The 26,147-nt window shown below is 65.9% G+C and carries 29 protein-coding genes; 13 read left to right on the top strand and 16 right to left on the bottom strand.

From position 1 onward, the window contains the following. Positions 1 to 143 precede the first annotated feature (143 nt). From AC1ROK_RS08190 to AC1ROK_RS08120, 15 genes are all read right to left on the bottom strand, one after another. Entirely contained in the window at positions 144 to 1,037 is an 894-nt protein-coding gene (locus AC1ROK_RS08190; RefSeq protein WP_492845648.1) for an aldose 1-epimerase, read from the bottom strand. Then, the gene (locus AC1ROK_RS08185; protein ID WP_492845646.1) at positions 1,021 to 1,593 is read right to left on the bottom strand and encodes an SDR family NAD(P)-dependent oxidoreductase; all 573 of its coding nucleotides are present in this window, start codon (positions 1,591 to 1,593) and stop codon (positions 1,021 to 1,023) included. The genes AC1ROK_RS08190 and AC1ROK_RS08185 overlap by 17 nt, the downstream gene beginning before the upstream one ends. A gap of 8 nt (positions 1,594 to 1,601) precedes the next feature. After that, positions 1,602 to 2,381, bottom strand: coding sequence for an SDR family NAD(P)-dependent oxidoreductase (locus AC1ROK_RS08180; RefSeq protein WP_492845644.1), 780 nt, complete (start codon positions 2,379 to 2,381; stop codon positions 1,602 to 1,604). Positions 2,382 to 2,622: 241 nt separating this feature from the next. Beyond that, a complete protein-coding gene (locus AC1ROK_RS08175; RefSeq protein WP_492845642.1) occupies positions 2,623 to 3,339 on the bottom strand; it encodes a ChuX/HutX family heme-like substrate-binding protein in 717 nt (238 codons plus the stop codon). A gap of 11 nt (positions 3,340 to 3,350) precedes the next feature. Further along, a complete protein-coding gene (locus AC1ROK_RS08170; RefSeq protein ID WP_492845640.1) occupies positions 3,351 to 5,054 on the bottom strand; it encodes an ABC transporter ATP-binding protein/permease in 1,704 nt (567 codons plus the stop codon). A 68-nt stretch (positions 5,055 to 5,122) separates the two neighbouring features. Continuing rightward, the gene (locus AC1ROK_RS08165) at positions 5,123 to 7,444 is read right to left on the bottom strand and encodes a TonB-dependent hemoglobin/transferrin/lactoferrin family receptor (RefSeq protein WP_492845638.1); all 2,322 of its coding nucleotides are present in this window, start codon (positions 7,442 to 7,444) and stop codon (positions 5,123 to 5,125) included. A gap of 136 nt (positions 7,445 to 7,580) precedes the next feature. After that, positions 7,581 to 8,096 carry an invasion associated locus B family protein gene (locus tag AC1ROK_RS08160; protein WP_492845636.1) on the bottom strand — a complete coding sequence of 172 codons (516 nt, stop codon included), beginning with the start codon at positions 8,094 to 8,096 and terminating at the stop codon, positions 7,581 to 7,583. Continuing rightward, positions 8,093 to 8,887, bottom strand: coding sequence for a HugZ family pyridoxamine 5'-phosphate oxidase (locus tag AC1ROK_RS08155; RefSeq protein ID WP_492845634.1), 795 nt, complete (start codon positions 8,885 to 8,887; stop codon positions 8,093 to 8,095). The genes AC1ROK_RS08160 and AC1ROK_RS08155 overlap by 4 nt, the downstream gene beginning before the upstream one ends. Positions 8,888 to 8,896: 9 nt before the next feature. After that, positions 8,897 to 10,030, bottom strand: a complete 1,134-nt coding sequence (locus AC1ROK_RS08150) for an energy transducer TonB family protein (protein WP_492845632.1) — start codon at positions 10,028 to 10,030, stop codon at positions 8,897 to 8,899. Between the two features lies 1 nt (position 10,031). Further along, positions 10,032 to 10,466: an ExbD/TolR family protein gene (locus AC1ROK_RS08145; protein WP_492845630.1), complete on the bottom strand. Its 435-nt coding sequence runs from the start codon at positions 10,464 to 10,466 to the stop codon at positions 10,032 to 10,034. Continuing rightward, entirely contained in the window at positions 10,466 to 11,170 is a 705-nt protein-coding gene (gene tolQ, locus AC1ROK_RS08140) for a protein TolQ (RefSeq protein ID WP_492846379.1), read from the bottom strand. The genes AC1ROK_RS08145 and tolQ overlap by 1 nt, the downstream gene beginning before the upstream one ends. A gap of 11 nt (positions 11,171 to 11,181) precedes the next feature. Continuing rightward, positions 11,182 to 11,607 (bottom strand): hypothetical protein, encoded by a 426-nt coding sequence (locus AC1ROK_RS08135; RefSeq protein ID WP_492845628.1) that lies wholly within the window; start codon positions 11,605 to 11,607, stop codon positions 11,182 to 11,184. Positions 11,608 to 11,615: 8 nt separating this feature from the next. Further along, complete coding sequence (gene hemP, locus AC1ROK_RS08130; protein WP_492845627.1) at positions 11,616 to 11,783, bottom strand: hemin uptake protein HemP; 168 nt, start codon at positions 11,781 to 11,783, stop codon at positions 11,616 to 11,618. Between the two features lie 196 nt (positions 11,784 to 11,979). After that, positions 11,980 to 13,866 (bottom strand): bifunctional sugar phosphate isomerase/epimerase/4-hydroxyphenylpyruvate dioxygenase family protein, encoded by a 1,887-nt coding sequence (locus AC1ROK_RS08125; RefSeq protein WP_492845625.1) that lies wholly within the window; start codon positions 13,864 to 13,866, stop codon positions 11,980 to 11,982. An 80-nt stretch (positions 13,867 to 13,946) separates the two neighbouring features. Further along, a complete protein-coding gene (locus AC1ROK_RS08120) occupies positions 13,947 to 14,624 on the bottom strand; it encodes a TetR/AcrR family transcriptional regulator (protein WP_492845623.1) in 678 nt (225 codons plus the stop codon). A 210-nt stretch (positions 14,625 to 14,834) separates the two neighbouring features. Between AC1ROK_RS08120 and AC1ROK_RS08115 the strand changes: the two genes are divergently transcribed. Beyond that, positions 14,835 to 15,710 carry a shikimate dehydrogenase gene (locus tag AC1ROK_RS08115; RefSeq protein WP_492846377.1) on the top strand — a complete coding sequence of 292 codons (876 nt, stop codon included), beginning with the start codon at positions 14,835 to 14,837 and terminating at the stop codon, positions 15,708 to 15,710. 13 nt (positions 15,711 to 15,723) lie between these two features. Here the strand turns inward: AC1ROK_RS08115 and AC1ROK_RS08110 are convergent, their stop codons facing one another. Further along, the gene (locus AC1ROK_RS08110) at positions 15,724 to 16,395 is read right to left on the bottom strand and encodes a GntR family transcriptional regulator (protein WP_492845621.1); all 672 of its coding nucleotides are present in this window, start codon (positions 16,393 to 16,395) and stop codon (positions 15,724 to 15,726) included. Positions 16,396 to 16,667: 272 nt separating this feature from the next. Between AC1ROK_RS08110 and dctP the strand changes: the two genes are divergently transcribed. The 12 genes from dctP to AC1ROK_RS08050 are packed head-to-tail and all read left to right on the top strand — an operon-like array spanning position 16,668 to position 26,102. Next, positions 16,668 to 17,657, top strand: a complete 990-nt coding sequence (gene dctP / locus AC1ROK_RS08105; protein ID WP_492845619.1) for a TRAP transporter substrate-binding protein DctP — start codon at positions 16,668 to 16,670, stop codon at positions 17,655 to 17,657. A 56-nt stretch (positions 17,658 to 17,713) separates the two neighbouring features. Further along, positions 17,714 to 18,229: a TRAP transporter small permease gene (locus tag AC1ROK_RS08100; protein WP_492845617.1), complete on the top strand. Its 516-nt coding sequence runs from the start codon at positions 17,714 to 17,716 to the stop codon at positions 18,227 to 18,229. After that, complete coding sequence (locus tag AC1ROK_RS08095) at positions 18,229 to 19,539, top strand: TRAP transporter large permease (RefSeq protein WP_492845615.1); 1,311 nt, start codon at positions 18,229 to 18,231, stop codon at positions 19,537 to 19,539. Before AC1ROK_RS08100 ends, AC1ROK_RS08095 begins: the two co-directional genes overlap by 1 nt. Next, positions 19,536 to 19,967 carry a type II 3-dehydroquinate dehydratase gene (locus AC1ROK_RS08090; protein WP_492845613.1) on the top strand — a complete coding sequence of 144 codons (432 nt, stop codon included), beginning with the start codon at positions 19,536 to 19,538 and terminating at the stop codon, positions 19,965 to 19,967. Before AC1ROK_RS08095 ends, AC1ROK_RS08090 begins: the two co-directional genes overlap by 4 nt. A 1-nt stretch (position 19,968) precedes the next feature. Continuing rightward, the gene (gene pcaD, locus AC1ROK_RS08085) at positions 19,969 to 20,763 is read left to right on the top strand and encodes a 3-oxoadipate enol-lactonase (RefSeq protein ID WP_492845611.1); all 795 of its coding nucleotides are present in this window, start codon (positions 19,969 to 19,971) and stop codon (positions 20,761 to 20,763) included. After that, a complete protein-coding gene (pcaC, locus tag AC1ROK_RS08080; protein WP_492845609.1) occupies positions 20,756 to 21,127 on the top strand; it encodes a 4-carboxymuconolactone decarboxylase in 372 nt (123 codons plus the stop codon). The genes pcaD and pcaC overlap by 8 nt, the downstream gene beginning before the upstream one ends. Then, on the top strand, positions 21,124 to 21,870 hold the full coding sequence (pcaH, locus tag AC1ROK_RS08075) for a protocatechuate 3,4-dioxygenase subunit beta (RefSeq protein WP_492845607.1): 747 nt from the start codon (positions 21,124 to 21,126) through the stop codon (positions 21,868 to 21,870). The genes pcaC and pcaH overlap by 4 nt, the downstream gene beginning before the upstream one ends. After that, the gene (pcaG, locus tag AC1ROK_RS08070) at positions 21,870 to 22,451 is read left to right on the top strand and encodes a protocatechuate 3,4-dioxygenase subunit alpha (protein WP_492845605.1); all 582 of its coding nucleotides are present in this window, start codon (positions 21,870 to 21,872) and stop codon (positions 22,449 to 22,451) included. The genes pcaH and pcaG overlap by 1 nt, the downstream gene beginning before the upstream one ends. A gap of 10 nt (positions 22,452 to 22,461) precedes the next feature. Then, positions 22,462 to 23,184: a 3-oxoacid CoA-transferase subunit A gene (locus tag AC1ROK_RS08065; RefSeq protein WP_492845603.1), complete on the top strand. Its 723-nt coding sequence runs from the start codon at positions 22,462 to 22,464 to the stop codon at positions 23,182 to 23,184. After that, complete coding sequence (locus AC1ROK_RS08060) at positions 23,181 to 23,849, top strand: 3-oxoacid CoA-transferase subunit B (RefSeq protein WP_492845601.1); 669 nt, start codon at positions 23,181 to 23,183, stop codon at positions 23,847 to 23,849. Before AC1ROK_RS08065 ends, AC1ROK_RS08060 begins: the two co-directional genes overlap by 4 nt. A gap of 1 nt (position 23,850) precedes the next feature. Beyond that, positions 23,851 to 25,056 (top strand): 3-oxoadipyl-CoA thiolase, encoded by a 1,206-nt coding sequence (gene pcaF / locus AC1ROK_RS08055; protein WP_492845599.1) that lies wholly within the window; start codon positions 23,851 to 23,853, stop codon positions 25,054 to 25,056. Continuing rightward, the gene (locus AC1ROK_RS08050; RefSeq protein WP_492845597.1) at positions 25,056 to 26,102 is read left to right on the top strand and encodes a 3-carboxy-cis,cis-muconate cycloisomerase; all 1,047 of its coding nucleotides are present in this window, start codon (positions 25,056 to 25,058) and stop codon (positions 26,100 to 26,102) included. Before pcaF ends, AC1ROK_RS08050 begins: the two co-directional genes overlap by 1 nt. Positions 26,103 to 26,147: the final 45 nt, after the last annotated feature.

Raw genomic sequence — 26,147 nt, 5'->3', positions numbered from 1 at the left:
GGCGGATGAGGGGTATCTCTCCGCGCACTCCGCCGCTCGTCGCTTCGCTCCGATCGCGCAGCCTTTGGCTGCGGCCCCCTCATCCGGCCTGTCGGCCACCTTCTCCCACAAGGGGAGAAGGCGATCGCCGCACCATCAGGCGCCTAGATCCGAAACGGCTCGAACCGCAAAGTCCCCTCAGCACTCTCGCCCGGTGCCAGCACCATCACCCCATCCTCCGGATCGCCGAACCCATCCGGCCGGTTGAACGCACCCGATGCGTTGGTCTGCGGCTCGACGCAGAACACGTTCAGCGCCGGATCGGCGTAGAACATCACGTGCTTGTAGGGCGCATCGCCCTGCATGGTGATCCCGGCGCCACGGCTTGGGAAGCGCAGCGTCGCGCTGCCGTCCCAGCCGCCATAGTCGCTGCAGCGCCAGTAGATCGGCAGCGGCGCGGCCGTGTTGAAGGATACCTCGGGCGGCAGCGACACCCGCTGCCCGATCATCCCTTCCGGCTCGTTCAGGTGAAAGCTCGTGGCGCCGAACTGCAGCGTCGTATCCGCATCCCGGTCGAACCAGGGGTGATGCCCGAAGCCGAACGGCATCCGGCGTTCGCCTGAATTGGTCACCCGCGTCACCAGTTCGAGCCCCGTATCGGTCAGCGTGAACCGCTGCTCGGCGCGATAGGAATAGGATGAGGGGTCGGCCACCTCCAGCGTCAGGACCGCGTGTCCGGGGGCCGACTGCTCCGCCGCCCATGGCCGGTGCCAGGCAGTGCCGTGCACGTGGTAGATTTCCGGCGGGTTGTTCGCGGCAAAGTCATAGCGCCGGCCTTCGAACGTGAAGGCATTGCCGCCGATCCGGTTGGCGAACGGGATCATCGGAAAGGACGCGACGCCCAGCACGTTGCCGGCCTGGCGGTTGGCGTCCGAGAGCGGCCGCATCACATCGATGCCGTCGATCCGGAAGCGCGCAATGCTGCCGCCGATCGCCGGTGCGAGATCGATTGCCAGCGTCCCGGCCCTGAGTTCGAGATGCTCAGAAATTGCGGCCATAGCCGGCACTCCATCCCCCGTCGACCGACAGCATCTGACCCGTGGTGTAGCTGTTGAGCGGGTCGCAGAAGAACAACGCCGTGTCTGCAACCTCGGCCACCGATCCCGGCCGCTTCACCGAGGCATGCCCGATCATTGCCGCATCGCCAGCCACCAGCGGTTCGCCGATGGCGCCGACGCCCAGCGCGTTGACCAGTACATTCGGCCCGAGTTGCATCGCCATGGTGCGCACCGTCGCCAGCACCCCGGCCATTGCCACCGAAAACTCGGCATGCCGCCGCATCGGCATCCCGGCTGCGGCTGAAACGAGAAACAGCACGCGCCCGCTGCCGCGCGCGAACATCGCCTCGCCCGTCGCCCTGGCCGACAGCAGCTGCGCCGCCGGATCGTAACCGGCAACCGGCAGCAGCGGCAGTGACACGATCAGGATGTCCGGCACCGGCGCCACCGCGCCAACCGTCGCGCCATTGCTCCTCAGCGCGTCGAGCACTGCAATGGCGACCGCGTTCTGCTCGCCGCGCAACTCGACAAATGTGTTCTGGAGTTCGATCCGCATCTGCCGCCTCACATCATGTAGCCGGCGGTCCAGCCGCCATCGACGGCCAGCACCTGGCCGTTGATGTAGCTGGCGCCGGGCGAGCTCAGAAACAGCACCGCCTCGGCGATTTCCTCGGGCGTGCCGGGGCGTCCGAGCGGCAAATGCTGCATGAACTCGGCGGTGCGTCCGGCGAACTTGCCGTCCGCGCCATAGAACAGCGAGCGCGTCCCCTCGGTCATGATCGAACCCGGCGCGATGGCATTGGTGAGGATGCCCTGCGGCCCTAGTTCCAGCGCCATCGAGCGGGTCATGTGGATGATGCCGGCCTTGGCCGCGACGAACGGGCTTTGCAGCCGCATCGCCGCCAGCCCTACGACCGAGGCAATGTTGATGATCCGTCCGCCTTCGCCCTGTTTGACCATCGGCTGCAGCGCCGCGTGGCTCATCAGGTAGAGGCCATCGAGGTCGATACGGGTAATGCGCTCCCACTCCTCGAGCGGAAACGTGTCGATGTTGACCCGGTGCACGAAGCTGTTGACCCCGGCATTGTTGACCAGGATGTCGATCCGGCCGTAACGGGCGATCGTCTCCGCCACGCCGGCCTCGGCGGAGTCACGGCTCGAGATATCGATCACTGCCGCCATCGCGCCGGGGAGCGTCGCGGCGTAGGCTTCGGCCCCCTCACGATTGATGTCGGCGACCACGACGCTGGCGCCATTGTCGCTCAGCCGCCGCGCGATGGCACGGCCGATCGCGCCCGCCGCGCCGGTGACCAGGGCCACCCGCCCGTTCAACTCCACCTGCATTGGCACGACTCCTCCAGCCCCGCGCCAATGCTATTATAATATCTGGTGCGAAGCGGCAATTGCGCTTTGGGCTAAGGGGGGAAGTACGAGTCCCGCGCCCAGGGTTCCGAAGCCGGTCGAGGGCACCAAAGTCACCCCACCCATGACGTCACCCCGGCCTTTGCCGGGCGCCACCGTGCGCGGGGAAATTTCGGTGCCAATGGAGCGGCAGCGGGAGCAAGACGTAGAATTCGCGGACCGCTCAATTCGCCCGTAGCAGCGTCAGGCCCAGCGGTTCGCCGTCGGCATTGAACGCCTCACGCTCGCCGGTCACCGAGTCGCGATGCCATTCGGCCACTGCGCCCGCCTTGAGGTGCAGGTGAAAATCCGACCGCATCACGTTGATGAAGCCCATTGCCGGCTTTACCGTCTCGATGGTGCCGCGCCAGAACTGCTGGAAGCCGGGCCGCCTGAAACCGATCACCACTTGCGCCTGCGCCGCCTGTGCGTCTTCGAGCGGCAGCCGGCCGGGGTCGGTTTCGCTCGCCTCGATGCGCTCGCCCGGTGGCGTGTCGGGCTTGGCGTCAATCGCCGTGCCGGCGCCGAGCGGCGCCACGGCCGCATCGAACGGCTCGATCCCGTCGAACCCGACAATGCCGCAGATATAGCTGCCATCGGCACGGTTCAGGTCGATGCGCGGATAGGCCTTGTCCTTCATCACGCTGGTGCGGTCGACGATGATCTCGGCAACGCTCGCGAGCTCGATCCGGCTCTCGTGCTCGGCGCCGCCGATCACCGCCCAGCCGTCCTCGAAGCTGACGCTCTCGACGGCGCCGATCCGTTCGTGCGTGGCGCCGAGGTGTCGCGCCGTCACCATCAGCCTGCCGATCGCGGGCAGGGTGGCGAGCACGTCGCGAGCGCTGGCATCGAGGCGGGCCCGGGGCAGGGAACGAGGCAAAGGGGCTAACGTGTCGAGCATTGCAGAGGTCCTTAGGCAGGTACGGGTTCGAGAGGTGTGGCGGGAGCCGTCGGAGCGACGCCCAGTTCCACGGTGGTGAGCGCGCCGAGGCCCTGGGGCTTGCGATGGGCGACGACGATGAAGGCAGTCTCCGGCAGTTCGCGCCGCAGCAGTGTCAGGAGCTCGGTCTCGGCGGCGACATCGAGCGCGCTGGTCGCTTCATCGAGGAAGGCGAAATCCGGCCGATGCAGCAGCAGTCGCGCCAGTGCCAGCCGCTGCAACTCGCCACCCGACAGCCCACCCGTGCCGGCCTCGCCGGTGCCGAGGGCCACGTCGAACCGATTGCCGAGGCCCACGGCCTCGAGCGCTGCCTCGCGCGCTTCCGGCGAGAAGGCCTCGGCCCTCGCCGGATAGGACACCGCATCCATGATGTTGCCGATCGGCACATAGGCGCGTTGCGGCAGGAACAGCATGCTGCCCCGAGGCGTCTCGATCCGGCCATTGGCGTGCGGCCAGAGCCCCGCGATCGCCTTGACCAGCGTGGTCTTTCCCAGCCCCGAGGCGCCGGCCAGCCACGCGGCTTCACCCGGCGCGATGGTGAGCTCCTTCACCCCGAGCAGCGCCCGGCCATCCGGCAGCCTCAGCTCGAGCCCCGAGATCCGCAGCGGGCCGTTACCCCCTTTGACCACCGATGCTGTCCCGTCATCCGTCGAGCGGAGGAAGCCGTCGAGACGGGAGGACGCAGCGACCAGATCGGCAAGGTCACGATACGAGAAGATGAACCACGAGAGGGTGGTGACGACGCTCGAGAACGCCGTACTCACTTCCATCAGCCCGCCGAAATTGACGCTACCGGCGAGGAAGGCGGGCAGGGCTACGAATAGCGGGATGCGCAGCACGGTGTGCTGGTAGGGGTAGGTGAAGCAGCTGAGGATCAGCTCGCGATTGATCAGCCGGCGCCAGTTTCCCATGATCCCGCCGAAGCGGTTGTCGAGCGTGCGGCGCTCGGCGTCTTCGCCGTTGAGTAGCGCGATCTCGTCGACGTTCGAGCGCATGCGGGCCAGAGCAAAGCGGAAGTCTGCTTCGCGGCGTTGCTGCTCGACATAGAGCTTCTTCAGCGGGCTGCCGAGTACATGCGTCAAGAGCGAGCAGAGCCCGACATAGACGAACGCCGCAACCAGCATGTAGCGCGGGATCTCGAAGTCGATACCGATGAAAGCAAGCGACAGCGGGAACGACGACAGCTGCCAGAGCAGCGCCACATAGGAGAAGATGGCGACGATATTGGTGATGAGGTCGAGCGCCTCGCTCAGCATGCCGCTGACGAACAGCCGGCAATCGTCGGCGATGCGCTGGTCGGGGTTGTCCACCCCGCTGCCATCGGCCATCCGCCAATAGGCCTTGCCACGCAGCCAGCGGTCGCGCACCGCTTCGGTCAGCGATTTGCGCCAGCGGATCAGCACCAGCTTGTTGAGGTATTGCGAGCTGAGCTCACGGATCGAGTTCAGCAGCACTATGACGCCGAAAATGCCGATCTGCGTCAGCGCCGCCTTGGCATCGACCGCCTCGAGCGCCGAGTAGAAATCCTTGGTCCAGGAGATGATCCTCAGCGTCGCATAGACGCCGGCCAGCTTCAGCGCCACCACGGCAGCGAACAGCACCAGCCCGAGCTTGCCGCCCCGCCCGCTGATGCAGAGCCCCAGAAGGCGCCAGAACTGGCCAAGCACGCGGATCATGACGAGGATCTCCGGACAAAAAAGAGCGGGAGAGTCATGGACGAGGCCCTCCCGCGGAGTAGGTGTGACTAGAAGGTGACCTTGGCCCCGACCTTGAACGTGCGGCCCGGCGCGACCTGCTGTTCCAACGGGTTCACATTGCCCACTGCCGGGCTGTCCGGTGTGTTGGCGTATCCGGTCAGGGTGTTCGGGAAGTAGCGGGTATCGAAGATGTTCTGGATGCCAGCGGTCAGCTCGATGTTCTCCGCCGGCTCCCACTTGGCGTGGGCGTCGAACACCGCGTAGCCTGCCGGCTTGAAGGCGTTGGGGTCGCTGCGCTCGGTGACACCGCTCGCGAAGGTACCGATGACCTCGAACTCGAGCCCGTTGTCAGGCAGCTCGTAGCGCAGCCCGGCCACCAGCGTCAGCGGCACCGCGCCGTCGAAGGGGGTCTCGGTCGACGAGCTGTTGGCCTGCTGCACGCCCTTGCTGTAGGTCAGGGTGCCCGAGGCGAAGAGGTTCTCGTAGACCTCGAACTCGGCACTCGCCTCGATACCCCACAGCTTCACCGTGTCGAGGTTGTCGTAGGTCACCACGTTCGACGGTTGGCCGGCGACCGGCGCGAAGCTGCGGATGAAGTCGGTGTACTCGCTGTAGAAGCCGCCGACCGACAGCCAGCCCTTTTCGAACTCTCCGCGGAAGCCCGCCTCGTAGCTCGCCACCGATTCCGGCCTGAGATTCGGGTTTGGGATCACCTTGTTGCCGCTGAAGATGTCGTTGACCGAAACGAACAGCTGCTGGCTGGTGGGCATTTTGAACCCCTCGCCATAGCCGGCATAGACCGACCAGCTGTCATCGAGCTCGTAGATCGCGCCGATCCGCTTTATCAGCCGGGTACTTTCCTGCACCTGGGGCACGAAGCCGGGTAGCGGCACGTAGTCGTCGTCGCCGGTTGGGTCGATCGAGTAGGTGGCGATGCGCACGCCGGGTGTTAGCGTCAGGCGCTCATCGAGGAGTTTGATCTCGTCCTGCAGGTAGAGGTCGGCGCGAACGGTACCCACCTCCGGGAAGTTGAAGCCCTGGTTGGGCGTCACGGTCACGGTGCCGGTGGTCACGTTGCGTGTGGTGTTGACGCCGTCGTAGCTCGACTGAGTGAAGTCGCCGTCGAACCCATAGGTGAGGTTGTGCGACATGCCGAGCAGCTCGAACGACGAGTTGAGCTGCACGTCTGCCTCGAGGAAGGTCTCGCCGTAGTCGCGCAGCTGGTTGCGCTCCTCGGTGCGAAGCGCGTACTTGCGCACCTGGTTGCTGTCGGTGATGCGCCGTTGCGGCGAGTAGGAAATGTTCCACTTCACCGAGTCGAGCCAGTCCGCGCCGACCTCCCACTCATGCCCCAGCGCCAGCCGGTAGCGTGTCATGTCCAGGTCGCGGATGTAGCTCACGCTGTCATAGGTGCCACCCGCTGTGTTGGTGCCACCGGTCGGTACGCCAGTCGTCTCAGTCGAGTCCCAGACCTGGTTGACCTCGGTGTTGCGGTCAAAGAACTCGCCGGTAAGGGTGAACTGATGCGCGTCATCAGGCGTCCACACGGCCTTGAGCAGGCCGTTATAGATGCTCGTATCGGCGGGGAAGAGTTTGTCGCAGCGGAAGGAGGCTGGGCGCGTGCAGCCCCAGATGCCACCGTTGGGGTCGGCCTTGGTGAGCTTGGGCTCTTCCGCGCTCATGTGTCCGAGGCTGCCCAGCACCTGCAGGCCGTTGCCGAAGTCGTACGCCCCCGTCACCTGCTTGCGGAAGCTGTTGTCGTAGCTGTCCCAGGCGGTCTTGACCTCGACTGCCCATGGCTTGTCCTGCCCTTCGAGCAGGTCGGCGGGGTCGCGCGTCCGGAACGACACCGTTCCGCCTAGCGCATCTGAACCGGTCAGCACCGAATTCGGCCCCCGCACCAGCTCGACCGCCTTCATGTTCCACGGGTCGACGAAGTCGCGACTGCCGTCGGTGGTGATCTCCTGCACCCTGCTGCCGTCGACCAGCATCTGCACGCGATTGCCGCCGACACCACGGATGGTGAACGAGGTGAGTTGGCCCCAGGGGTTGGTAATTGAGGTCTGCCGCGTCACGGCGATGCCCGGCTCGTAGCGTACCAGGTCCTGGATATCGCGCACCTGGCGCTTCTCCAGCGTTGCCTGGTCGATCACCGTGATGGTTTGCGGTACATCCAGTACGTTCTTGCTGCCGCGCGAAGCGACGACCACGATCCGCTTGAGGATCGTCGTCTGCGCCGCGGTGAGTTGCTGCGACGCAACCGGCTGCGGAACTGCGCAGAGCAGCGCCACGACGCTGATGCCGATGAGATGCCAAGGTGAGATATTCGCGCGTGCCGATGCACGCGCGACATGCGGCCGATAAAGCATGCCTGCCCCCGAAAGAAACCAAAGTTGTTGGCTGGCTGTCGGCGCGCCGCACGCCGCTTGGCTTGCTGTTCCACGACCCGCTACGGGCCGGTGTTCACGCTCTATTAAAGTTGAGTATATGAGTCAACATAAAACGCTACTGGGCGAGTTCCGCCGTGCGGTTATAGGCGGCGGTGAAGCCGGCGAGCGACAGGGTCACAGTGACCGGCTGACCGTCGTCGACCTTCACGCCGGTAACCTCGAGGGTTGTCCCGACCTTCATGGCGCTGAGCGCCACCTCGTCGAAATCGAGCGGCACCAGGCATCCGGTCTCGACGCAGGTGAGGAACGGCCGGGCCTGCCCCAGTTGCTGGCCGTCGATGCCGAGCTGCACGCCGGCATCGAGGCTCAGCCCGAATGCGGTCAGCAACATCCCCTCGGCCTTGTTGCCGGTGGGCGCCGCCAGCTCGACCGCGACCAGCGCGCTGCCGGTCTGCGGGTTGCCTGCGGTCTGTGAAAACGCACAATCCTTGCCGGCTTCGACCAGCACGCAGTTCACCGTCCAACTGCCATGCGCCTCGTTGAGCGCCGAGGCGCCGCCCGGCAGGCTTGCCTGCTGCGCCAGTGCCGGTGATGCCGCGAGCAGCAGGGCGGCGGAGACCAGGGCCTTCATGACGCGGCCTTCGCGTCCTTCAGCGGCCGGTTGAGCGCCCGCCGCGCTTCGCCGGCCATCTTCACCAGCGTCATATGCAGGTCCTTGGACGAGGTGAGCTCACTCTCGAACCAGATGCGAAGGATGTCGTCGCCGTCGGCGAGGTCCATGCCTTCGGCATCGACCCCGATCAGCCGCCACTTGCCCGGCGCCGCCTTGGCGAAGTGCTCGGCATAGAGTCCGACGGCCTCGCCGTGGTCGTCGTTCATGTGCTCGATGGCGTCGGGCTCACTCGCCGCCAGCTCCGGATTGGCCGGGTTGGCATTGACGAGGTTGTCGCGGGTCAGTGCATAGGCGCGGCCGAACCCGGCATTGAATGAGGCGCTCTTCGGCTCCAGCCGGAAGTAGCGGAAATCGCCGAGGCCCGAATAGAGCTTGGCCTTCTGCTGGTGGATCAGGTAGCGCGTGTCGAGCCGCTGGTGCTCGGCGCTGTCACGCTCTACTTCGCGGGCTTCGCAGGCGATGGTGACGCGGGCATGCGCCAGCGGATCGCCTTTGCCGGGATAACCGATCAGCAGCGAGCAGCGCGGATCGGCGAGCAGGGCGCCGGTATGGGCGGCCAGCCTCGAGATCAGGATGATCGGCGCGCCGTCATAGTCGGTCGAGACCCCGACGCGGGTGGCGATCGGCCAGCCGGTCCCCGGTTCGATCGTCGCGATCGAACCCGAGCGTGCCGAGCGGATCAGCGTCTTGGCCTCGCGCACCGCATCGGCGGTGGTCTCGAGCAGCACGTCCTTCGTCTTTTCATCCATCTGCAAAACTCACTTCTTGAAATAGACCGGCACGGTGAACGACCAGCTCGATCGTCCCGCTGCCTCGGGAATCGGGGGAAAGGGCGCGGCGCGGTCGACCGCCGCCAGCGCGGCATGGTCGAGCGCATCGTTTCCCGAACTGCGGGCCAGCGCGACTTTCGTCACTGTACCACTGGCGCCGACGGTAAAGCTCACCAAAGCTTCGCCGGCATCGCCGCGCGCCTTCGAGGGGTACTTGGCGGCGCGGGTGACCTTGGCCTGCACCAGGCCGGGGTACTTGCTCGCCGCGGCGCTGCCGCCGTCGTTCTTCTTGCCGGCGCCGCCGCCCGATTTCTTGCTCGCCGCGCTGTCGGCTTCGGCGTTGCCGCCATTGCCAAGGCTCGCCTGCTTCGATGGCGGCTTCTTCTGCGGCTGTTTTTTCGCCTGCTTCGGCTTGTCGGTCGGCTGGTCCTTGGGCGGCTCTTTCACCGGCTCGGCCTTGGCTTCGGGCGGCTTCCGCACGATGCGCGGCTTGGGAATCGGCGCCACCTGCAGCTCGTCTTCGATCACCGGCGCGAGGCTTGCCGTTTCCAGCGGCTGCACCACGTCAACTGGCTTAGCCAGCGTCGGCGGGATCTGCTGGATCGCCGGCTCCGGCGTCAGCTGAGCTATCGTCGCGGTGCGTACCTCTTGGAGCGGATCGGACTGTGACGGCGCCACGCTGTCAGCAACCACCGTCGCTGCAGCATCCACCGTCTGCGGCATCGCCGCTTCGACCGGCGCGATCGGATCCGCCGCCGCGGTCAGCACCTCGGCCGAGGCAATCTCTTCACTCTCGGTTGGCGCGATCTCGGCCACCTCGACCGGCGCCGCCACGGCTTCGACTGCCTTGGCCGGCTCGGCCTCCGCCACCTCGAGCACCTCGGCCTCGGCAGTCTCCGGCACCGCTTCCGCCTCGACCTCGGCGCCAGCCGAGACCAGCGTCTCCGTCGCCTCGCTGATCTCCTCGGTCGGGTTGCTCGTCGCCGTGTCGACCGAGATGATCTCGACCGCCACCGATTCCGCCGCCGTCTCGTCGATCGATGGCTCGAGGTTCAGGAATACGAACGCCCCGGCGATCAGGCCGAGATGGATGCTGGCGGAGGCGAGGGCGGCCTTCTTCATCTTACTGTTCGCGCTGCTGGGTGATCAGCCCGATGCGGGCATAGCCGGCGCGGCTCAGATCGCCCATCACCTGCATGATCAGGCCGTAATCGGCGGTCGCATCGCCCCGGATGTAGAGCCGCTGCTGCGTGCCGGCGTCGCCCGCCGCTGCCGCCACCGAGCTCAGCAGCGTTTCGAGCGAGATCTCGTCCTCGCCGAGATAGACTTGGCCCTCAGGCTTCACCGAAATGGTGAGCGGCTTGGTTCCCTCGACCTTCATCTCCGGCGCGTTGGTCTGCGGCAGGTCGATCGGCACACCCGAGGTGAGCAGCGGCGCCGTCACCATGAAGACGATCAACAGCACCAGCATGACGTCAACCAGCGGCGTCATGTTGATCTCGCTGATCGCCCCACGTCGGCCGCGCCTCCCACGGGCACTCTGCAGCGACATGCTCATCAGGCATTCCCCCGCGCATCGAGCTGCCGCGACAGCAGCACCGAGACCCGGTCGGCGAACGCCTCGAGCCGGCCGATCAGCCGCCCGGCATCACCCGAAAGCTTGTTATAGGCGATCACCGCCGGAATGGCGGCCAAGAGCCCGAGCGCCGTGGCAAACAGCGCTTCGGCAATGCCCGGCGCCACCACCGCGAGGCTGGTGGATTTGGCCGCGGCGATCGAGGTGAAGGCGTTCATGATGCCCCACACCGTGCCGAACAGCCCGACGAAGGGCGCGGCGCTTCCCACCGTGGCCAAGAGCGACAGACTGCGATCGAGCTTCTCGCTCTCGGCCGCCACGGTCGTGTCGAGCACGATGCGCAGCCGCGCCTGCAAGCCGCCCGAATTGGCGGCATTGTCGGCATGGCTGCCGTTCCACTCTTCCATTGCCGCGGCAAACAGCGCCCCGAGCCCGGTCCGCGGGCCGTCCTTCAATCGTGCGTAGATCTGGGTCAGCGGCTCGCCCGAGGCGAAGATCTTGTCGAACGCCTTCATCTCGCGTCTGGCGCGGGCATAGTCGGCGGCCTTGGCGAAGATCACCGCCCAGCAGGCGATCGAGGCGAACAGCAGCCCCAGCATCACCGACTTCACCACCCAATCCGCCTGCATGAACAGCGCGAACATCGACATGTCGTGTGCCGCCGCGACCGGCTCCACCGCTTCGATCACCGTTTCCATCAGATGCCGAACTCCACGCCGTCGAGGCGCGACGCGGTGCTGAGGCCAGCGAGGCAGACCTTGGGATCGAGCCCCGTGCCCTCGCAGGCCACCACGTCATTGATCAGCACCCGGCTCACCTTGTCGCAGCCGAGCTCGCCGATATCGAACTGCAGCACCCGGGTCTTGCCCTCCGGCATCGCCTTGAAATCCAGAGACACCAGCCGCTCGATACCGCCGCCGGCGCCGAACAGCGCAATTTCGAAGGCCGAGCGGGTGAGCTCGGTGCCGAGCGTGTTGGTCGCGAGGAAGGTGACGCGGCAGCCGGTTTCGCTCGGGGTCAGCGCGTTCAGTTCGAGCGCCAGGCGAGGGGCTGGTGGAGCGTCCTGGGCCAGGGCCGGCGTGGCGCACAGCGTCGCCATCAGCAATGCATGGGTGAGGCGCATGGGCGCTCCTATTTGTTGAGGACGAGTTTGCCCTGCCGCGTGATCCGCAGCCGGTAGGTGAGGCCCTGGTGCGCAATGCCGATTTCGGTGGCGCCGCCGAACAGTTCCTCGGTGGTGAAGCTCGGCACGCCGACCTGAGCATCGGCCTTGGCCGCCGTCTCCGGCAGCGCCGTCATGTCCTCTGGATCCTCAAGTCGCACCCTGGTCACCCCGACCGCCTGCCGTCCGTTTAAAACATGAGTGTAGTTATCAGATTTAAATCGACACGCAAGCGCCACAATGTCGCCGGTTGCGGGGGAGGGGCCGGTGAGAACGCTTGGGAGCTCCGGTGCTGAGGGCAACGGACTGGCGCGGCGCGATGACCCGGCCGCCTTAGCTGGCAAGCCGCCGGATAGCCGTCTTCAGCGCCGCGATCCGGAAAATGGCGTTGGCGGCGCCGTAGCCGCGGTAGCCACGGCGCTCCACCACTTCGAAGAAAAATCCCTGCCCGAAGGTGGTGCTGTAGAGTTGCAGGTACTCGCCCCACTCGTCACGGTCGTAGAGGATGTTGTGTTTTCGTAGTCGGTCGGTGAACTCGGGCTCGAGGCCGAACCGGGCTTCCACGTCGTCGTAGTAGTTCGGCGAGATCTGCAGCGAGCGGAAGCCGTTGCTGTCGAGGGCGGCGGCGCTGGCGAAGATGTCGCTCGTTGCGAAGGCGATGTGCTGCACGGCCGACCCGAGCTTGTCGGCGAGGAAGTGGCCCGCGAGGGTCGCACTGTTCTCGGCGCCGTTCATGGTGATGCGGAGCGCCCCGGAGCTGTTCTCGATCACCTGGCTGCGGACCACCCCCGAGGGGTCGACGATATCCACCATCGGGGTTTTGTCGGCCAGAAAGATCGAGGTGTAGAACAGCAGCCAGGTCGGCATCTGGTCATAGGGAACGGTTTGCGCCAGGTGGTCGATGCTGTTGAGGCCGGCCACGCGCGGCAGTTCCTCGAAATCGAGACCGGCTGGTTCGAAATCGATCTGCTGAAACCGGCCGAGCTTACTGGTGCCATCGACGAGATAGAGCAGGCTTCCGCCGATGCCGCGGATGGCCGGGATCTCGAGTTCATCTGGCGCCACGGCTTGCTGGAATTGCTCGGCGCCCAGGGCAAGCGCCCGCGCCATAGCCGCGCCGGCGTCGTCGACGATGAGGGCCAGTGCATAGGCCGACGTTCCCTGCAACGTGAAGGCGGTATGCGCATAGCCGGAACCCTCGGTATTTATGATGATCCGGATCTCGCCCTGCTGGTAGAGGGTCACCTGCTTGGAGCGGTGCTCGGCGATCCTGGTGAAGCCCAGCGTGGTCAGCAGGGCGCCAAGGTTGAGGGCATCGGCCGCATCGGCTGAAAACTCGACAAAAGCGATTCCGTTGACCTCGATGCGGTCGGGAATCGGCGCGAGCTGCAACGTCTCCGACCCGGTCGAGCGGCGGACGCGATCGCCGAGATAGATGAGCGAGCGGTGACCGTCGGCGGCGATCGATCGCGCAGAACCGCCGCGAAACTGATCGTTGAAGATCTCCAGCGAGAAGTAGCCGTCATAGCCGGTATCGACCACCGCCGCGGTGAATTCGGCCACCGGCAGGTCGCCTTCGCCGGGCATGTTGCGGAAGTGGCGGCTCCAGTACAGCAGATCCATGTCGATCAGCGGCGCATCGGCCAGCTGCACGATGAACAGCTTTTCCTTGGGGATCGAGCGGATCGAGTTGATCTCGATGCGGCGGGCGAGGCTGTGGAAGCTGTCGAGCACGAGGCCGATATTGGGATGGTTGGCTCGCCGCACGATTTCCCAGGCATCGCGGTGGTCGTTGATGTGCTTGCCCCACGCCAGCGCCTCATAACCGACACGCAGCCCGCGCCTGCTGGCACGTTCCCCCAGCTCATGAAAGTCGTCGGCCGCCCGGTCGATGCCGCCCAGCGCCAGGGTCGAGACGTTGGAACAGACGAGCAGCAGGTCGGTGCCCAGTTGCTGCATGATGTCGAACTTGCGCTCGGCGCGATCGAAGGTGCGCTGCCGGTGCGATGTCGGCATACCCTCGAAGTCGCGGAACGGCTGGAACAGGCTGATCTCGAGGCCGTGGTCGCGCACCATCCGGCCGACATCGGCCGGGCTGCCATCGAAGGCGAGGAAGTCGTTCTCGAAGATCTCGACCCCGTCAAAGCCGGCAGCCGCGATGGCGGCCAGCTTGTCGGGGAGTTCGCCACTGATCGAGACCGTGGCAATCGAGGTCCGCATCGTCTCCTCCAATAAACGAACTAGTTCGTACATAATCGGTAGAGACTGATCGGGTTGCGGTCAAGTTGCCGCTGGCCGCCCTATTCGGTGGGCAGTTTCTCCGGCCGAACGATGTAGCGCAGCACCATGTCGACCGAGTTGCGCTTCAATGCGGCCTGGGCCTTGGGTGCGCTCAGGTCGCGGCCGAACAGCTTCGAAAAGGTGGCCCGGTTGGACACGTTGAAAAAGCACAGGGCGCTGATCTGCCAGTGCAGTTCCATCGGGTCGAGCCCGGGCCGGAACAGTCCTTCCGCCACGCCACGCTCGTAGAGCGTCTCGATGGTGCCGATGGCGGTGACGTTGAGCTGCCGGATGACCTTGGATTTCTCCAGGTACTCGGCATGGTGGATGTTCTCGATCATCACCATGCGGATGAAATCCTCATGCTTGTGGTGATGCTCGAAGGTGAATTCCACCAGCCGGCGCAGCGCATCGAGGGGCGACAGCCCGCCAATGTCGAGCTTTGCCTCGCCCTCGCGAACCTTGCGGTAGGCGTTCTCCAGCACGGCCAGATAGAGGCCTTCCTTGTCGCCGAAGTAATAGTAGATCATCCGCTTGGACGAACGGGTGCGCGCCGCGATCTCGTCGATTCGGGCGCCCGACAGGCCATTGAGGGCGAACTCCTCCGAGGCGACTTCGATGATGTTGTGCCGCGTCCCCTCGGGGTCCTGGGTGCGAACCCCGCTCTGAGCCTCGGGTTTTGCGGCCTTGGGCGCCATGTAAGCCGTTCCTCCGTCCCTCCCGACGGAGAGATTGACTAAACTAACCAGTTCGTACATCACTGCGCGTACGTAGCCAGACCATTATCGGTGGGGCAGGCCGAATGACAAGGGTGTGACGTCCGATCCGGGCGGCGGCGCCCCGGGCGGCTGGTGGAGACGAAGTTGATTTCAGCCGTTGTCGACGAGGCCCGGAGGCAACTGGGCGACCTGGTCGCGACGCGCCGCAAGGCACAATCGGCGGGTGGTCGCCAATTCGTCGTCGGGCTGCTGGGGCGCGGCATCCAGGCCTCGAAGACGCCCCGTATGCACGAGCTCGAAGGCCGGCGCATCGGGCTCGGCTACACCTATGTGCTGATCGACTTCGACACGCTGGGGCTGGCCGATCATGATCTCGGGGCGATGATCGATGTGGCCGAGGCGTTGGGCTTTGCCGGCCTCAACGTCACCCACCCGTTCAAGCAGGCCGTGCTGCCGCTGCTCGACGACCTTGCCCCGGAGGCCGCGGCGATCGGCGCGGTGAACACCGTGGTGCTTGAGGCCGGCCGCCGCACCGGCCACAACACCGACAGCTGGGGCTTTGCCGAGAGTTTTCGCGAGGGGCTCGCTGGCGCGTCGATGGAGGCCATAGTGCAGTTCGGGGCGGGGGGCGCCGGCGCGGCGGTCGGGCACGCGTTGCTGTCGCTGGGCGGGCGCAAATTGACGCTGTGCGAGACAGAGCTCGGTCGCGCCAGGGGCCTCGCCGAACGGCTGGGCGAGCGCTTCGGCGCTGAGGTCGACGCAACGGACGATCCGGCGCTGGCGCTTGCGGGCGCCAGCGGAGTGGTCAACACCACGCCGGTGGGAATGGCCAAGTACCCGGGGCTGGCGTTTCCAGGCGAACTGCTGCGCGCCTCGCACTGGGTCGCCGAGATCATCTACTTCCCGGCCGATACGGCGCTGCTGCAGGCGGCGCGCCGGCTGGGTTGCCGCACCCTTGAAGGCACCGGCATGGCGGTCTACCAGGCGGTGAAAGCCTTCGAGTTGTTCACGGGGGTGGCGCCCGACCGCGCAGCGATGATGGCGCATTTCCGCGCCCCGGCCTGATCGTCGAGGTGACCTACCGGCCGATCGCGCCGCTCCTCACCACATGCTCGATGCCTTTGTTGACATGCGCGTCGAGCAGCCGCTGCGCGGTCTTGCCGTCGCGGGCAAGGGCGGCTTCGAGCAAAGCGAGGTGATCGTCGGCAACCGGCTTGCCGCGGAAGCTGCCGGCCAGCATGTGGTAACGCACGAAGCGATCGAACACCGAGGTGTGCATCGCCATCAGCGAGCGGGAGCCGCAGGCCGAGATCAGCTGTTCGTGGAAGCTGCGATCGTAGCGGATCCATTCGGGGGTGCGGTTGCTCTCGCCGGCGAGCAGCCGCTTTTCAATCGCCGCCAGCTTGTGGTGCGCCGCAACGACACGCCCCTCCCATTCGAGATCGCCAGTGGCGAGTGAGAGCGCCAGGGCGTGGTCCTCGAGCAGCAGGCGCAGGGCACCCAGTTCACGCAGGTCGGCTTCCGAGGCCGGTGCGACGGCAAAGCCTTTCTGGCCCTCGGCGACGACGAAAGCTTCGCTGGCCAGCCGCGTCAGCACTTCGCGCAGCGTGCCGACGCTGACTTCGTAGTGCTGTCTCAGCCGGTCGAGCGTCAGCTTGTCGCCCGGGCGCAGCACGCCGTGGATGATGTCGCTCCGGATGGTCCGGAAGGTCACCTCGCCAATGCTGTCCACCGCAACCGCGTCGTCCATACCCACCTCTCGATATCGGATGATATCACGATCATCCGATAAAATGGATATTGACGAATGGCAAGGCGCAGGTTCAGTGTCCGCTCGGAAGGCGGCAGGACCGACAGACCATGCCGTCGATTGACATGTACGAACCATTTCGTACAAAGTGACTTAAGCTGGATGGGCAGGAAGATCCGGAAGGCGAGGGAGTGCCCGTTCAAGCGGGCTGATCGAGGGATTGCCCGCGACGCGGGCAGCGGGGCCGACAGGTTCCCAAGTGGAGGATGGACATGACTTTCCGTATTCAACGGCGAGCGACCCTGTTCGGCGCTGTCGCGCTGCTGGCAGCCACGGTGATGACGCCGGTGCTGGCACAGGACAAGCCGGTGCTGCGCTTTTCGGCAGTGTTCTCGGAGCAGGATATCCGCGCCGAAATGATGAAGCAGTTCGGCGAGGGCGTGGCCGGCTTCTCGACGCTCGAGCCCTATTATGGCGGCAACCTGTTCAAGCAGGGCACCGAGCTGGTAGCGCTGCAGCGTGGCAACCTCGAAATGGGCAATATTGCGCCGCAGGACGTCTCCAACCAGATCCCGGCCTGGTCGCTGCTCACCTCGGGCTACCTGTTTCGCGACGCCGAGCACCTGCGCAAGTTCTTCGACAGCGAAGTGGGTGCCGAGTTCAAGAAGATGGCGGAAGACCAGCTCGGTATCCGCATCCTCGGGCCGACCTATTTCGGCATCCGGCAGGTGGGCCTGCGCATCGACAAGGAAATCAAGACCCCGGCAGACATGGCCGGCGTGAAGCTGCGCATGCCGGGTGGCGATGCCTGGCAGTTCCTCGGCACGGCGCTCGGCGCCAATCCGACGCCGATGGCCTATGCCGAGGTCTATACGGGCCTGCAGACCGGGGCGATCGACGGGCAGGACAATCCACTGCCCAATGTCGAGAACATGAAGTTCTACGAAGTGATGAAGCAGATCGTGCTCACCTCCCACCTCGTCGGCTACGACCTGCTGGTCATCTCGAAGGCGGCCTGGGACAAGCTCGCGCCGGCCGACCAGGAAGCGTTGCAGGCGGCAGCCACCGCGGCGATCGATTTCAGCCAGGCCAAGCACGTCGAGCGCGAGGCCGAGCTCTTGAAGAAGTTCGAGACCGACGGACTCAAGATCTATGCGCCCGATGTCGACGCCTTCCGCGCCAACACACAGAAGCTCTACCTTGAGTCCGAGCTCGCCAAGAGCTGGCCCGAGGGGGCGCTCGACAAGATCAACGCGCTCTAGTGCTTTACATGGGTGGCGCCTCTTGGCGCTGCCCATTCTTTTGTCCGGAGCGGCAGATGGCTTCACTCACGCGGATCGGCGCCTGGCTGCATGCACGCGCGGAGAACCTGCTCGCAGCAATGCTGGCCACGATGTTCGCGGTCTTCATCGTGCAGATCATCTTCCGCTACCTGCTGAACTTCCCCATCGGCTGGACCCACGAGATCAGCGTCATCATGTGGGTATGGCTGGTGCTGTTCGGCACCGCCTTCGTGGTGCGCGACCATGAGGAGATCCGCTTCGATCTGCTCTATTCGACGGTCAGCGAGCGTACCCGTCGCGCCATGGTGGTGATCTGCGCTGTGACGGTGGTGTTCTTCTTTGCCATCTCGCTGCCGGCAGTCCTCGACTACATCGGCTTCATGAAGGTGGAGAAAACCGCCTACCTCAAGATCCGTTTCGACTGGCTCTATTCGATCTACGGCCTGTTCGCGATCGCCATGATCGTGCGCCAGCTCTGGCTGGGCTACCAGGCGATCTGGGGCAAGCCGGGCGCCGAAATCGACGTCACCAAAATCAAGTCGGGGATCTGATGTCGCTTGCCTTCGCCCTGTCGCTCGGGCTCATCACGGCGCTCGCGTTCATGGGCCTGCCGATGGGCGCCTCGATGATCACCGGCTCGATCCTCTACCTGCTGATGCGCGGGCAGGACATGGGCATCGCCGCCGAGCAGCTGCTCAACGGCATGTACACCAACTACATCATGCTGGCGGTGCCGCTGTTCATTCTCGCCGCCGAGATCATGAACTCGGGCTCGCTCAGCGAGCGGCTGCTCAACTGGTGCAATGCCGTGGTCGGACGGTTCCGCGGTGGCCTCGCGCAGGTGAACATCCTGCAGTCGATCGTCTTTGCCGGGATGAGCGGTTCGGCCATCGCCGACGCTGCCGGTTCGGGCAAGATGATGCAGTACATGATGACCAAGGACGGCAAGTATACGCCGAGCTATGCCGCGGCGCTCACCGCGGCTACGGCGGTCATCGGGCCGATTATCCCACCCTCCATTCCCATGGTGCTCTACGCGCTCGTTGCAGACACCTCGATCGGTTACCTGTTCCTCGGCGGCGTGGTGCCTGGCCTGCTGATGGCCGGCGTCATGATGCTGCAGGTCGCCGTCACGGCGCGGCTCAGGAATTTCCCGGTCGAGCAGCCGGTGCCGCTGCGCCAGCTGCCGCGCATCACCTGGTACGCCTTGCCGGTACTGCTGATGCCGGCGGTGCTGATGTTCGGCATCTATGGCGGCGTCACCACGCCGACCGAGGCAGCGGCAGTTGCGGCGTTCTATGCGCTGATCGTCTCGGTAGTGGTCTACCGCGCGGTCAAACTCCCCGATCTCTATCGGTCGGTGCTGAGCAGCGCCAAGACCACAGCCTCGATCGGCATGCTGATCGCCGGGGCGCTGGTGTTCAACTACGTGGTCACGGTCGAGAACATCCCCCGCACCATCAGCGCCATGCTCCTCGCCTGGGATCTCGATCCGGTGATGTTCCTCATCGCCGTCAATACCCTGTTGCTCTTGCTCGGCTGCGTGCTCGAAGGCACGACGATCCTCCTCGTCATCGTACCGGTATTGATCCCCACGGCCCAGGCGCTCGGCATCGACATGGTGCATTTCGGTGTCGTCGTGGTGGTCAACATCATGCTCGGGCTGATCACACCACCCTATGGGCTGCTGCTGTTCATCATGACGCGTATCGCCAATACGCCGATGCGGGCGCTGGTCGCTGATGTGGCGCCGTTCCTCGTAGGCCTGATCATCGCGCTGTTCGTTTTCACCTTCGTACCCGACACGGTGCTGTGGCTGCCCAAGCTGTTCGGTTACGTCAGTCCCAGTGTGTCGCCATGAAGCCGATCTATGTCCTCAACGGTCCCAACCTCAACCGGCTGGGAAAACGCGAGCCGGAAATCTACGGCACGACCACGCTGGCGGAGGTGGAGGCGATGTGCCGCGAGGCGGCAGGCGAACGGTCGATCCGCTTCTTCCAGACGAATAGCGAGGAAAAGCTGATCGAGCTGGTGCACGAGGCGATCGACGAGGGGGCGGCGATCCTGATCAACCCGGCGGCCTTCACCTTCACCTCGCTGGCGCTGCTCGATGCGCTGAAGATGTTTCCCGGCCCGATCGTCGAACTCCACATCTCCAACATCCACCGGCGCGAGCCGATCTATCACCGCTCTTATGTGTCGATGGTCGCGACGTCGGTGATGGCCGGGTTCGGGGCAGCCGGGTACCCCATTGCGGTCAAGGCCCTGTTGGCGCGGCTGGCGGCCTGAGATGGCCTTCGCCGCCGCCAGCTTCGGCACCGTCCACTTTCAGCTCAGCGGCCAGCCACGCGGCCTGCCGATCGTCTTCTGCAACTCTCTCGGTACCGACATCCGCATCTGGGACGCGGTGGTCGACGAGCTGGCGCCGGATTACCGGCTGGTTACCTACGACAAGCGGGGGCACGGCCTGTCGAGCGTACCTCCCGGTCCCTACAGCATCGCCGAACTCGCCGCCGATCTGCGCGAGCTGGTCGACACACTCGAGATCGACCGCTTCGCGCTGGTCGGCATTTCCGTCGGTGGGCTGATCGCCCAGCGTTTCGCCCTTGATCATCCCCGGCGGATCGCCGGCCTTGTCCTTTGCGATACGGCCACCAAGATCGGCGACGCGGCCCTGTGGTCGGATCGGATGGCGGTGGTCGAGGCCGACGGGCTCGATGCCATCGCCGATGCCGTGATGCAGCGCTGGTTCCCCGAGGCGCTGCGCGCCGGCCGCGCGGCCGAGCTCGAAGGCTGGCGCAACCTGCTGCTCCGCTCGCCCAAAACGGGTTATCTCGGCACCTGTGCCGCGCTGCGCGATGCCGACCTCACCGCCGAGATCCGCCATCTCAGGCAGCCGACACTGGTGCTCGCCGGCGCAGCCGACCAGTCGACCCCGGTCGAATTGGTGCGCGCCATGGCGGAGCGTCTGCGCGCCGTGCACTTTGAGGCGATTGAAGATGCCGGCCACCTGCCGTGTATCGACCAGCCGCAGCGCGTGGCCGGTCTCATTCGAGATTATCTCCTGGAGGTCGGCCATGCCTGACCCATTCGACATTGGTATGCAGACCCGCCGCGCCGTGCTCGGCGATGCCCACGTCGACCGTGCCGAAGCGGCGAAGACGCCGTTCGACGCAGATTTCCAGGCCTTCATCACCGAAGGCGCCTGGGGCTCGGTGTGGTCGCGCCCGGGGCTGACAAAGCGCGAGCGCTCACTGATTACCATCGCGCTGCTCGCCGCGCTCGGCCACGACGAGGAGGTGGCGATGCACGTGCGGGCCACCGCCAATACCGGCGCGACGCCCGACGACATCAAGGAGGCGCTCCTCCACGTGGCGGTTTATGCCGGGGTGCCGGCTGCCAACCGGGCGTTTCGCATCGCCAAGCGAGAAGTGGAGGCGCGGCTATGAGCACCGTCCCACCCTATGGCGACGAAGGCCAGCTCTACCAGCGCGACCGCACCTGGCATCCTCCGGCCGACTCCCCGGGTTACAAGAGCACGACGCTGCGGGCGCCCAGACAGGCGCTGCTGGCGCTGGGGCAAACGAAATCTGAACTCACCGGCCCGACCTTCGGGCACGGCATCATCCAGCCGCTCGACAACGACCTGATCCGCAATTTCAGCCAGGACGGCGGCGAGGCGATCGGGCAGCGGATGATCGTTTATGGCCAGGTGCTCGACGAGAACGCCCGCCCGGTGCGCGGAACGCTCGTGGAGTTCTGGCAGGCCAATGCCGGCGGCCGCTACCGGCACAAGCGCGAGGGCTATCTCGCCGCGCTCGACCCCAATTTCGGTGGCTGCGGTCGCGCCATCACCGACGACAACGGCTACTACCACTTCCGCACCATCAAGCCGGGCGCCTACCCCTGGCCGAATGGCGGCAATGACTGGCGGCCGGCGCATATCCATTTCTCGGTGTTCGGCCACGCTTTCGCGCAGCGGCTGATCACCCAGATGTATTTCGAGGGCGACCCGATGATCTGGCAGGATCCGATTGCGCTGGCGATCCCGGATCGCGCTGCGGTGGAGCAGTTGATCGCCAGGTTGGACCGGCACAACACCACGCCGATGGACGCCCTGGCTTATCGCTTCGACATCGTGCTGCGAGGGCGCCGCTCGACCCTGTTCGAGAACCGGATGGAGGGCAACTGATGCTCAACCAGCTGCCGCCGCTCAAGGAGAGCCCGTCGCAGACGGCCGGCCCCTATGTCCACATCGGAATGACGCCCAGCCTCGAGGGGATAGGCGGCCCGAACCGGCCCGACCTCGGCTCGGGACCGATCGCCGCCGGCGATGGTCCACGCATCATCATTGCCGCGACCATTCATGACGGGTCCGGTGCGCCGCTCGGTGATGCGGTCGTCGAACTCTGGCAGGCCGACAGCGACGGGGTGCATCGGCACGGCTGGGGGCGCGCGGCCTGCGACGGAGCAGGGGCGTTCGCGTTTGATACGGTGAAACCCGGTCGGATCATCGGTGCCGACGGCCAGCCAATGGCGCCGCATGTCTCGTTGTGGATCGTCGCGCGCGGCATCAATATGGGGCTGCAGACGCGGCTCTATTTCGACGATGAGCCAGCCGCCAATGCGGGTGACCCGGTGCTCAGCCGCATCATGGACCCGCGCCGGCGCCAGACGCTGATCGCAAGGCGATCGGAGGTCGACGGCCGACCCCGCTATGATCTTGCCATTCGCCTGCAAGGCGAGGGCGAGACGGTGTTCTTCGACTTCTAGGACCTTTGCCATGGACAAGACGGTTCCCGATCTCGCCGCGGCCATTGCCGGCATTGACGAAGGCATGACGCTGATGATCGGCGGCTTCGGCGGGGCCGGGGCGCCGATCGAGCTGATCCACGCCCTGATCGACCGCTTCAAGGCGACCGGCAGGCCCGGCAACCTCACGCTCATCAACAACAATGCCGGCAATGGCCGCATCGGCATCGCCGCAATGATCGATGCCGGGATGGTCAGCAAGATGGTCTGCTCGTTTCCGCGCTCGTCCGACCCGCGCGCCTTCACCGAGAAGTATCTGGCCGGCGAGATCGCGCTGGAGCTGGTGCCGCAGGGCACGCTGGCCGAGCGCATCCGGGCCGGTGGCGCCGGCATCCCGGCGTTCTACACGCCCACGAGTTTCGGCACCGACCTCGCGACAGGCAAACCGACCAAAGAGTTCGAGGGTCGCATGTATGTCGAGGAGCGCTGGCTGAAGGCCGATGCGGCGCTGCTCAAGGCCGAGCTTGCCGACACCATGGGTAACCTCACCTACCGCAAGGCGGCGCGGAACTTCTCGCCCCTGATGGCGGCAGCGGCGAGGCTCACCATCGTCCAGGCAAGCCAGGTGGTGGCGCCCGGCCAGATCCACCCCGAACAGGTGATCACCCCCGGCATTTTCGTGACGCGGGTGGTCGCCGTTCCCTTCCCGCAACAGGAAGAGGCGCTGATCCGCGTCGGAGCAGCCTACCAATGAGCAAGCTTTCCAACGCCCAGATCGCCTGGCGGGCAGCGCAGGACATCGAGGACGGCGCCTATGTCAATCTCGGCATCGGCTTTCCCGAAATGGTGGCGAAGTTCCAGCCGCCGGGCCGGCAGGCGATCTTCCACACCGAGAACGGCATCCTCAATTTCGGCGAAAGCCCGGCCGAGGGCGAGGAGGACTGGGACCTGATCAATGCCGGCAAGAAGGCTGTGACGCTGCGGCCGGGCGCCGCGTTTTTCCACCACGCCGACAGCTTTGCCATGGTGCGGGGCGGCCATCTCGACGTGGCGATCCTCGGCACCTACGAGGTGGCCGAGAACGGCGATCTCGCCAACTGGTCGACCGGCCCGATGGGGGTGCCGGCGGTCGGTGGCGCGATGGACCTGGTGCATGGAGCCAAGCGCGTGGCGGTGATCACTGACCATGTCACCAAGGATGGCCGGCCCAAGCTGGTCAAGCGCTGCAGCCTGCCGCTGACCGGCGTCGGCTGCGTCACGCGGGTCTATAGCAGCCTTGCCGTCATCGATATCGAAGCTGGGCGTTTCGTGTTGCGCGAGAAGCTGGCCGGGATGAGCATCGACGAGTTACAGGCGGTGACCGGCGCCGAGTTGCTTGTTACCGCCAATGTCGGCGACCTCGTCGTTCCGGAGCTATGAGATGGCCGAAGCCTTCATCTGCGCCTACCGCCGCACCCCGATCGGCCGCTTTGGCGGCGCCCTCGCCTCCGTCCGCCCCGACGACCTGGGTGCCGTGCCGCTCAAGGCACTGATAGCGGAGCATGCCGGCGTCGACTGGGACGCCTTAGACGACGTGATCCTCGGCTGCGCCAACCAGGCCGGCGAGGACAATCGCAATGTCGCCCGCATGGCGCTGCTGCTGGCCGGCCTGCCGGTCGGGGTTTCCGGCACCACCATCAACCGGCTCTGCGGTTCGGGCATGGACGCGGTCATCGCCGCCGCTCGCGCCATCAAGGCCGACGAGGCCGAACTCATCATCGCCGGTGGTGTTGAGTCGATGAGCCGCGCGCCGTTCGTCTTGCCCAAGGCCGAGAGCGCGTTTTCGCGCCATGCCGAGATTTACGACACCACGCTGGGCTGGCGCTTCATCAACCCGGTGCTCGAGGCGCAGTACGGCGTCGATTCGATGCCCGAAACCGCCGAGAACGTCGCCGAAGCTTTCGGCGTCAGCCGCGCCGACCAGGATGGCTTCGCCCTGCGTAGCCAGCAGCGAGCGGTGGCGGCCCAGGCCAGTGGCCGGCTGGCGCGGGAAATCGTGCCGGTCAGCATTGCGAGGCGCAAAGGCGAGCCGATTGTCGTCGACACCGACGAGCACCCACGCGCCGATACCACGCTCGAGGCACTGGCCCGACTGCCGACGCCGTTCCGCGACGGCGGCACCGTCACCGCCGGCAACGCGTCGGGGCTGAATGATGGCGCCGCTGCCCTGATCCTCGCGTCCGAGGCGGCCGCGAACCGGTATGGCCTCACCCCTGTCGCAAGGGTGCTCGGAGGTTCCACCGCCGGCGTACCGCCGCGCATCATGGGCATCGGTCCGGCACCGGCGACCAGGCGACTTTGCGCTCGGCTCGGCCTCACGCCGCAGGATTTCGACGTCATCGAACTCAACGAGGCGTTTGCCAGTCAGGGCATCGCCGTGCTGCGCGAACTGGGGATTGCCGAGGAGGCCGCGCACGTCAACCCGAACGGCGGCGCCATTGCGCTGGGACACCCCTTGGGGATGTCGGGCGCCCGCATCACCGGCACCGCGGCGCTGGAGCTGTCGCTCACCGGGGGCAAGCTGGCCCTCGCGACCATGTGCATCGGCGTCGGGCAGGGTATTGCCGTCGCCCTCGAGGCGGTCTGATGTCGAAGTTACGCGGGGCATTGGCGGGCGATCCGGAGATCGAGGCGCTGCTGTCGGACGAAGCGCAGCTCGAAGCCATCCTGCGCTTCGAGGTTGCATTGGCGCAGTCCGAAGCGGAGGCCGGCCTGATCGATGCGGTTGCGGCCCAGGAGATTGCGCGCGCCGTGGAACAGTTCACCCCGGACTGGCCCGGGCTGCTGACGGGAATGGCACGGGACGGTGTGGTGGTGCCGGCGCTGCTGTCACAGCTTCGCGCCGCCCTCCCGGCGACAAGCCAAGCAGCTTTGCATTGGGGCGCCACCAGCCAGGACGCGATCGACACCGCCCTCGTCCTGCAACTCGTCGCCATCCTGCCGGTCCTGCAAGGCCGGATCGACGCGATCAGGACGCAACTCGCGAGCCTCGCAGAGCAGCACGGGGCCACCACCCTGATGGCGCACACGCGGATGCAGGCTGCGTTGCCGTTCACCGTAGCCGACAAGCTCGGCAAGTGGGACGAGGCGCTGGCGCGGCATCGGGCGGCAATTGCCGCACTGTCGCCGGACCTGCTCGTCGTCCAGCTCGGCGGTCCGATCGGCAATCGGTCCAGCTTTTTCGGGCACGGCGACCACGTTGCCGAAGTGCTGGCGAGCCGCCTCGGCCTCGGCGCCGCGCCGTGCTGGCACACGGTACGAGATCGGCTGGTCGGCCTCGGCGCACGGGTGACGATGCTCGCCGGATCGCTGGGAAAGATCGGCGCCGATATAGCCCTGATGGCGCAGAGTGAGGTCGGCGCGGTGACCCTCGCTGCCGGCGGGACGTCGTCGTCAATGTCGCACAAGAACAATCCGGTAAAGGCCGAATTGCTGGTGGCGCTGGCGCACTACACCGCTGGTCTCTCCGGGACGCTTAACCACGCGATGCTGCACGAGAGCGAACGGTCGGGCGTTGCCTGGACGCTGGAATGGCTGACCCTGCCGGCCCTGCTCGTCAGCACCGGCGCCAGCTTGAGGCTGGCGTCAGCGCTGTTGCAGGAGGTTGTCGGCTTTAATGAGACGGCTCCCTAATCGGTCAACTGAACGACTGTAGCGCCGGCCCAGCTGCCTTCGCTG

The organism is Devosia sp. GW821-FHT12F11, assembly GCF_058806655.1.
Note: the sequence above shows the minus strand (reverse complement) of the source record. Positions and strands in the feature narration are given on the sequence as shown.